This window comes from Rothia sp. HMSC071C12, from assembly GCF_001813895.1.
Classification (GTDB): Bacteria; Actinomycetota; Actinomycetes; order Actinomycetales; family Micrococcaceae; genus Rothia; species Rothia mucilaginosa.
The window spans coordinates 248,512-254,214 of the sequence record NZ_KV814371.1; the positions used below are offsets into that span (position 1 = coordinate 248,512).

Consider the following 5,703-nt stretch of genomic DNA (forward strand, 5'->3'; position numbering starts at 1 on the left):
CCCGCCCTCGCTGCGCTTCGGGCACCCTGATGTCGCTACGGACGGCACCGGCGCCTCTGCGCGCACCAGGCTAACCACCACGCAACACACTAAAAGGCGACAGCCCTCCCCGCCCCACACGCAAAACACCCAACCACCAGGCAAAACACTAAACCGCGACAACCCTCCCCGCCCCACACGCAAAACACCAGCCATCACGTAACACACTAAACCGCGACAGCCTCCCCCCACTCCAGTTCGCTAGGCACGGGGCGCACATACTGAACCACCGCCTAACCCAACGGACCGGCGAGATTTCGCGAACCACTGAACCACAGGACGTAAAGAGGAGCGGGGCGGCACATCGGTAGCGCGCCGCGTTTTCCGGATGCGCCCTCAGGGTGTCACACGGACGCTCTCCGCTGCGAAGCAAGGAGGAGCGGAGCGTCCGGGTGACGGGTGCCCCTGCGTAGGCGCGGAGGAAACATGTAGCGCACACCGTAGTCTTGGGAGACGCGAGGTACCCACCCACCCCACCCCTGTAGGAACGAGGGCGAATACCGTCTTCCAAGCACTCGCATCAGGAGCAAAGAGGATAATATGCACCTCGCACTACAAACCCGCATTATTCGGGGAACGCAAAAGTCCCGCCGATTCCTAAGAATCAGCGGGATTTTCTTTGAAGTGCGCCCCCTGGGACTCGAACCCAGAACCCATTGATTAAGAGTCAATTGCTCTGCCAATTGAGCTAGAGGCGCTTATTTGTTTTTCAGGTTTTCCCCTGCAACAAGTAAATACTATACGGCATTTTATAGACACCCGCAACTCAAGTGAGCATGAACTGCATCACATCCCTTGTTTTGGGGTTTTAGCAGGCTCTCATTAGCCAGAAATCCGGCGCCCTACCCCTTCCCCCGTGTGGGGTGAGAAGTAGAACGCCGGATTCTTAGAAAGCTATTGCTGAGCTACTGCTTAGCGAGCGACGGAACCTTCGGTGTAGTCGTCGTTAGCGGTGTTCCAGGAGAACAGCTCGCGCAGCTTGCGGCCGGTTGCCTCGATGGGGTGTGCCTCGCCCTTTGCGCGCAGTTCCTTGAACTCGGGTGCGCCTGCGGCCTGGTCTTCCATGAAGCGCTTTGCGAAGTTGCCGTTCTGGATGTCTGCCAGGACAGCCTTCATGTTTTCCTTGACCTCGGGGGAGATCACGCGGGGGCCGGAGACGTAGTCGCCGTACTCTGCGGTGTCGGAGATGGACCAACGCTGCTTAGCGATGCCGCCCTCGATCATCAGGTCAACGATGAGCTTGAGCTCGTGCAGGACCTCGAAGTAAGCAATCTCGGGCTGGTAGCCAGCTTCGGTCAGAACCTCGAAGCCGTACTGGACGAGCTGGGAGGTGGAGCCGCAGAGGACTGCCTGCTCACCGAACAGGTCGGATTCGGTCTCTTCGGTGAAGGTGGTCTTAATGACGCCTGCGCGGGTTGCACCCAGTGCCTTTGCGTAGGACAGTGCCAGTGCGAGTGCTTCGCCGGATGCGTCCTTCTCGACTGCAACCAGGGCGGGAACGCCGCGGCCTGCTTCGTATTCGCGGCGGACGGTGTGGCCGGGGCCCTTGGGGGCGACCATTGCCACGTCGACACCCTCGGGTGCGGTGATGTAGCCGAAGCGGATGTTGAAGCCGTGTGCGAAGAACAGTGCGTTGCCGGGCTTGAGGTTCGGCTCGATGCTCTCTGCGTAGACCTTTGCCTGGACCTGGTCCGGGGTCAGGATCATGATGACGTCTGCTTCTGCTGCTGCTTCTGCAACGGTTGCGACGCGCAGGCCTTCTGCCTCAGCCTTGGCGCGGGACTTGGAGCCCTCGGACAGACCGACGATGACCTTCACGCCGGAGTCACGCAGGTTCAGTGCGTGTGCGTGGCCCTGGGAGCCGTAGCCGATAACTGCTACGGTGCGACCCTGGATCAGGGAGAGGTCTGCGTCGTCGTTGTAGAAAATGGTTGCTGCCATTTCTTCTCCTCAGTAAGTTTGGTATGCGGCCCAGGCTGGGCTCAACATTGACTATTCTACTTGATAGCTTTTGGGGTGCAGGTTTACGAGAGTACTTCTCAGATTTTGGCTGGAAGTATTTGTGCCCTGCATGGTCGGGGGTACAGGGGTTTACTGTACCGGGGTTTACCATATCTGGCGCTCCCCCGCCCGCACTGCGAATACGTGTGTTTCGGTTGTGCGGGCGGGAGAACTGCTACGGGAATGTAGCGTCAGGTATTTTGTGCTAGATGCGCTCGCTCATAGCGCGGGGGCCACGTGCCAGGCCGATGGTGCCGGCGCGAACGATTTCGCGAACACCGTAAGGCTCCAGAACATCCAGCAGTGCGTTGAGCTTCTCCTCAGAACCGGTTGCCTCGATGACAACAGACTCGGGGGAAACGTCAATCACGGATGCGCGGAACAGGTCAGCTGCCTGAACGATCTGCAGGCGAGCAACTGCGTCGGCCTTGACCTTAATCAGGATGTGACCACGCTGGGTGGAGGAGTCTGCGGGAAGCTCGACGACCTTCAGCACGTGAACAAGCTTGTTCAGCTGCTTAGTAATCTGCTCGATGGTGTGAGCGTCACCTTCGGTTACGACGGTGATGCGGGAAACACCGGGGTTTTCGGTGGGGCCCACAGCCAGGGAGAGGATGTTGAACAGTCGGCGGGAGAACAGACCGGAGACGCGGGTGAGAACGCCCGGCTTATCTTCTACCAGAACGGACAGAGTGTGCTGAGACATTAGTTCTCTCCCTCACGATCGAACTCGGGCGAAGTGTTCTTCGCAATCCAAATCTTGTCATTAGATACGCCTGCCGGGACCATGGGCCAGACGAGGGCATGGGGGCTGACGGTGAAGTCAATGACCACGGGGCGGTCGTTGATTTCGAGGGCAGCCTTGATGGTTGCGTCCACGTCTTCGTCGCGTTCGCAGCGGAAGGTTGCGCAGCCGTATGCGTCGCCGAGCTTGACGAAGTCGGGGATGCGTACGGTGCCGTGGCCGTCCTTCAGGTCGGTGTTGGAGTAGCGCTCGTTGTAGAACAGAGTCTGCCACTGGCGCACCATGCCGAGGGAGGAGTTGTTGATGATGGCAACCTTGATGGGGATGTTGTTCTGTGCGCAGGTGACCAGTTCCTGATTGGTCATCTGGAAGCAGCCGTCGCCGTCGATAACCCAGACGGTGGATTCGGGGTGTGCGACCTTTGCGCCCATACCTGCGGGCACGCCGTAGCCCATGGTGCCCAGGCCTGCGGAGCTGACGAAGTGGCGGGGGCTTTCCTGCTGGATGTAGTGTGCGCCCCACATCTGGTGCTGGCCAACGCCGGTGACGTAGTATGCGTCGGGACCGGTGAGAGCGCTAATACGCTCCAGGACGTACTCGGGCGAGCCGAGGCCATCGTTGGGCTTCTCGTAGCCGAGCGGGTAATCCTTGCGGATGACGTTCAGCTCGTTCCACCACTCGGTCAGGTTCGGCAGCTGGTCTGCGAACTCGGTGGAGAGCAGCTCGATCAGTTCGGGCAGCACGTACTTGAGGTCGCCGACGATCGGCACGTCTGCGAAGCGGATCTTCGAGATTTCTGCCGGGTCAACGTCGATGTGGATGACCTTAGCCTCGGGTGCGAAGGAGTCGAGCTTACCGGTGACGCGGTCGTCGAAGCGTGCACCGAGGGTAATCAGCAAGTCAGACTTCTGCATTGCGGCGACGGCGGGGACGGTGCCGTGCATGCCGGGCATGCCGAGGTTCTGGGGGTCAGAGTCGGGGAATGCACCGATAGCGTTCAGGGTGGTGACGACGGGTGCGCCGATGAGCTTAGCCAGCTTGTGGAACTCTTCGGAAGCACCTGCGCGGACCAGGCCACCACCGACGTAGAAGACGGGGCGCTTGGATTCGGTGATGAACTTAGCTGCTTCGTGGATCTGCTTGGAGTGGCCGCGGGTGACGGGGGTGTAGCCGCGCAGCTCCAGGTCCTCAGGAATGCCGCGGTATTCCATCATGCCGACCTGTGCGTCCTTGGTGACGTCCACGAGCACGGGGCCGGGGCGGCCGGTGGATGCGATGTGGAATGCTGCTGCGAGCGCGCGGGGGATGTCCTGCGGGTCGGTGATCATGAAGGAGTGCTTGGAGATGGGCATTGCCATGCCGACGATGTCAGCTTCCTGGAATGCGTCAGAGCCCAGCAGCTTGGTGGACACCTGGCCGGTGATTGCAACCAGGGGGATGGAGTCCATGTTTGCGTCTGCGATTGCGGTCAGCAGGTTGGTTGCGCCGGGGCCGGAGGTTGCAATGCACACGCCGGTCTTGCCGCTGGACACTGCGTAGCCCTGAGCGGCGTGGCCTGCACCCTGCTCGTGGCGGACCAGGATGTGGCGGACCTTCTTGGAATCGTACAGGGGGTCATAGGTCGGCAGAATGGCTCCACCAGGCAGGCCGAATACGTCAGTCACACCCAGGTCTTCGAGGGTGCGGACGATTGCCTGAGAACCGGTCATGCGTTCTGCGGGAGCGTTTGCCGCGTCATCAGAAGTGGAAAATCCCATAGTCATGGAAATGCCTCGTGTCTTAATGGTTCTTCGTTGTACTCAATGTTCTGCGTGGGGTTTGTGTGATCCTCACGCATCCTATGCCCGGGGGTACCAAGCTATAAAAAATGCCCCTCGCTGTTGGTGGTAGCGGTAGGGGCGCTCAGTCGCAGTGATTAGACCCTGCCACTCGCCCTAGGCGACGTCGACAAGGTTTAGAATTCGCTGGAACATTGCTGTCTTCACCCTTCTATGGTGCGCCCCAAGAGGGGGTGAGTCAAATCTCTATCGGGCAACACACCCGTTTTTGTTCATAAAGGCGCAGGTCGGATACTTTCTTTCATGATGTGGACACATTGCACTTGTTTACACATTCCCACGTGTTCATTTGAACAGGTGAGAAAAACTCGCATTTTTGGACGTCATGGCGCGTAATATGTGCGAATACTCGTGACCTTCGTTGGTTGCCCCGGTAGACTGATGCTATGACCGAACCGATTATCACGGTCGCTGATGAGCTGACCGAAGCAAGTAAGTACGCAGAGGTTATCGACCCCCGTAACTCTGTTGAGAGTAGCGAGTTTTTGACGGGTGAGGAACTCATTCGGGTTCTGCACCCGGTTTTTGACGAGCAGATTATTAATTACGGTGCATACAATTTGGTGTATGCGACGGGCCGTGCGGTTTACCGTAATCCTGATTTGGCGTTGCATCAGTCTCCTGATCAGCAGCATTTCATTGTGGGTTATCAGGATGCGCCTGATGAGGTGATTATTGCTCCGGTGAATTTGCCGGCATTGACGCCTGCGGGTACGGCGACGACGATTGATAATACGAATGCTCTGCATGCGTATCGTGTGGGTGATGATGCGGTGACGCTTGAGTCGGTGAATGGCAGCTCGTTTTATTTGTCGTTTGAGGATAATGCTGAGGTTGCGACTCACCTTGGTACTGGCCTGTTGGAGCAGGGTAAGGACGTGGAGGATTTCCGTGAGTTTGTGACGCGGATTTGGCCGGTCCTGTAACAGAGACTTTTTGAAATGATTGCCCGCTGCGACTTTTGGGTTGCGGCGGGCTTTCGTGTGCTTACACGCAACCATGTTGAACGCTTGAGGGGCGGTGCGCCTCCTCGCTCCTACAGGGGCACCCGCCCTCGCTGCGCTTCGGGCACCCTGATGT

4 protein-coding genes and 1 tRNA gene are annotated in these 5,703 nt (G+C 58.7%); 1 reads left to right on the forward strand and 4 read right to left on the reverse strand.

Annotation, left to right across the window (positions count from 1 at the left end; all coding sequences use genetic code 11):
• Window positions 1-664: 664 nt before the first annotated feature.
• The 4 genes from HMPREF2942_RS04275 to HMPREF2942_RS04290 all read right to left on the reverse strand — a co-directional run bounded on the left by HMPREF2942_RS04275 (window position 665) and on the right by HMPREF2942_RS04290 (window position 4,548).
• Window positions 665-737: transfer RNA gene (locus tag HMPREF2942_RS04275), tRNA-Lys, on the reverse strand.
• A gap of 214 nt (window positions 738-951) precedes the next feature.
• Window positions 952-1,980, reverse strand: a complete 1,029-nt coding sequence (ilvC, locus tag HMPREF2942_RS04280) for a ketol-acid reductoisomerase (RefSeq protein ID WP_049346292.1) — start codon at window positions 1,978-1,980, stop codon at window positions 952-954.
• A gap of 265 nt (window positions 1,981-2,245) precedes the next feature.
• Window positions 2,246-2,746, reverse strand: a complete 501-nt coding sequence (gene ilvN, locus HMPREF2942_RS04285) for an acetolactate synthase small subunit (protein WP_005505523.1) — start codon at window positions 2,744-2,746, stop codon at window positions 2,246-2,248.
• Entirely contained in the window at window positions 2,746-4,548 is a 1,803-nt protein-coding gene (locus tag HMPREF2942_RS04290; protein ID WP_070688475.1) for an acetolactate synthase large subunit, read from the reverse strand. The genes ilvN and HMPREF2942_RS04290 overlap by 1 nt, the downstream gene beginning before the upstream one ends.
• Window positions 4,549-5,009: 461 nt before the next feature.
• Here HMPREF2942_RS04290 and HMPREF2942_RS04295 point away from each other — a divergent pair, with 461 nt between their 5' ends.
• The gene (locus HMPREF2942_RS04295) at window positions 5,010-5,549 is read left to right on the forward strand and encodes a hypothetical protein (RefSeq protein ID WP_070593902.1); all 540 of its coding nucleotides are present in this window, start codon (window positions 5,010-5,012) and stop codon (window positions 5,547-5,549) included.
• The last annotated feature ends 154 nt before the right edge of the window (window positions 5,550-5,703 follow it).